This is a genomic window from Streptococcus sp. HMSC063B03, from assembly GCF_001836965.1.
Lineage (GTDB): Bacteria > Bacillota > Bacilli > Lactobacillales > Streptococcaceae > Streptococcus > Streptococcus pneumoniae_F.
The window spans coordinates 1-248 of the sequence record NZ_KV831033.1 but is presented as its reverse complement, the minus strand read 5'-3'; the positions used below and the strand labels follow the sequence as shown (position 1 = coordinate 248).

The window sequence follows — 248 nt, the reverse complement described above, 5'->3', positions numbered from 1 at the left end:
TACAAACCAATCGGATCATGGATTCCAAACATCCCAGGTCAACCAACAACTCCAATCAAGTATCCAAATGACCCACAAGATCCAACAAAACCAGGACAACCAACAGAAGTGTTACCATACGTTCCAGGATTCACTCCAGAAGATAAAGATGGCAACCCACTTAAACCAGTTGATCCGAAAGATCCATCAAAAGGATATGTAGTACCAAACATCCCAACAGATCCAAGTCAAGATACAGTAATTAACTA

The 248-nt window shown here is 40.7% G+C and carries 1 pseudogene; it reads left to right on the top strand.

From position 1 onward, the window contains the following. Positions 1–248: pseudogene (locus HMPREF2628_RS04735) on the top strand (hypothetical protein); the annotation flags it as partial.